This window comes from Saccharothrix sp. ST-888 (assembly GCF_000955975.1).
GTDB lineage: Bacteria > Actinomycetota > Actinomycetes > Streptomycetales > Streptomycetaceae > Kitasatospora.
This window is the reverse complement of sequence record NZ_JYJF01000271.1, coordinates 1-1,455: the sequence shown is the minus strand read 5'-3', so window position 1 is coordinate 1,455 and position 1,455 is coordinate 1. Positions and strand designations below refer to the sequence as shown.

At 71.7% G+C, this 1,455-nt stretch carries 2 protein-coding genes and 2 pseudogenes; 3 read left to right on the top strand and 1 reads right to left on the bottom strand.

What is annotated here, in order from left to right; genetic code table 11:
- Positions 1 to 111 (bottom strand): annotated as a pseudogene (locus UK12_RS45260) (5,10-methylene tetrahydromethanopterin reductase); the annotation flags it as partial.
- Between UK12_RS45260 and UK12_RS32560 the strand changes: the two are divergent.
- The 3 genes and pseudogenes from UK12_RS32560 to UK12_RS40315 form a co-directional block, all read left to right on the top strand.
- A complete protein-coding gene (locus UK12_RS32560; RefSeq protein ID WP_052682423.1) occupies positions 98 to 811 on the top strand; it encodes a DnaB-like helicase N-terminal domain-containing protein in 714 nt (237 codons plus the stop codon). The pseudogene UK12_RS45260 and the gene UK12_RS32560 sit on opposite strands and share 14 nt — an antisense overlap.
- A 10-nt stretch (positions 812 to 821) precedes the next feature.
- Positions 822 to 986, top strand: coding sequence for a hypothetical protein (locus UK12_RS40320; protein ID WP_156179090.1), 165 nt, complete (start codon positions 822 to 824; stop codon positions 984 to 986).
- A 268-nt stretch (positions 987 to 1,254) separates the two neighbouring features.
- Positions 1,255 to 1,455: pseudogene (locus tag UK12_RS40315) on the top strand (hypothetical protein); the annotation flags it as partial.

Here is a 1,455-nt window from a genome sequence, read left to right as displayed (position 1 = left end):
GTTCAGCAGCGCGTAGTTCTCGATGGCGAGCGGGATGCCCTGGCGGATGTCCTGGCCGAACCACGGGTAGACCGGGCCGGTGTTGCCGCGCCCGAGCATGGCCGCCGTCCTCGCCGACCTCGCCCGCCGCTGGGGTACCGAGCCCAGGCCAACCGCCCCCACCACCACCCTGCCACCGGCCAGCGCACGCGCACGCGCACCGATCAGTGCCGACCAAGCAGCGGACGAGGAGTTCCTGCTGCAAGTGCTGGTGAACAAACCCGGCGCCCTCGACGAGGTCGTCGACTGGCTTCGGCCTGCCGACTTCGCCGGCCACGGGCATGGCCACCTCTACCGCTGCCTGGGCGCGCTGCACCACCGGGGTGAGCCGATCGACCAGCTGACCGTGCTCTGGGAAGCCCAGCTACGCGGGCTGCTGACGGACGGCACGCTCACGGTGAACCGGCTGCGCCAGATCTGCGGCGGGCTGGGCGCCGGTTCCGCCGAGTACCTCGGCGAACGGATCATGCGCTCCTCCATCGTCCGCACCGCCGCCGCCTCGGCCCGCGCGATCGGGGAGCTGGCCGGCAACGAGGCGCTGGCACCCGGCCGCCTCATCAACCACGCGCTGCACGCCCTCGGCCCACTCGACGAGGTCAGGGCCCGCTGGCAACGCGCCACCCCATCACGGGCCCAGGCCTGGCCGCCGGATCCGCCAGCCAGGACGAAGCGTGCCGGCGCCGCGCTCGCCCGCAGCTACCCCGACCTCCGACTCCACTCGCCCCGGCCCTCCCCGCGTCCACCCGGAAACCCAGCGCCCGACCGCCGCTGAGGAGCCACTCATGAGCACCACCGCCGCGTCGGACCGGCTCGCCGAACTCAGCAACGTGGTCGGGCGCCTGAGCGAAGAGGTCGCCCTGCGAGCCGACGACAAGCCATCGCCCCAGGACCTGGCCCAACGCTGGCCCACCGAGCCGAACCCGGGCGACATCGAAGCGGTTAACTGAGCTGATGTACCAGGGGTTGCGTGGCCCGATGAGAACTACCGCACCCGGGTCCTGGCCCAACACCCCTGCGTCAGAGGCCCTATCGGCTCGGTCGGCGCCTGCGGCGATCCGCCCCCCGCTATCCCCTCCGCTCTCCTCCAGGAAGAGGTCACCTTCATGTCCGAAGCCGTCCAGGGGCCCTCCGAGGACCCGATCCGCATACCCGACGAGGACCTCCACGACCTCGTCTCCGCGCTCGCCCGGACCATCGCCGAAGTCCGCCAGCACGGTGTCCTCCTCGACCACCTCACCTCCGAAGAAGCCGCCGTCTCCACAACCCGGGCAGCCGACGACACCCCCGCCCGCCGTCAACACCGAACCGGAGAAGCCGACCTCGGTGTTCATCCTCGCCCTGACCGGCGAGGCGTACGAGGCCGAACTCGCCGCTCTGCGCTTCTGGGTCGACCACCTCCTCCTGCCTGTCTACGGC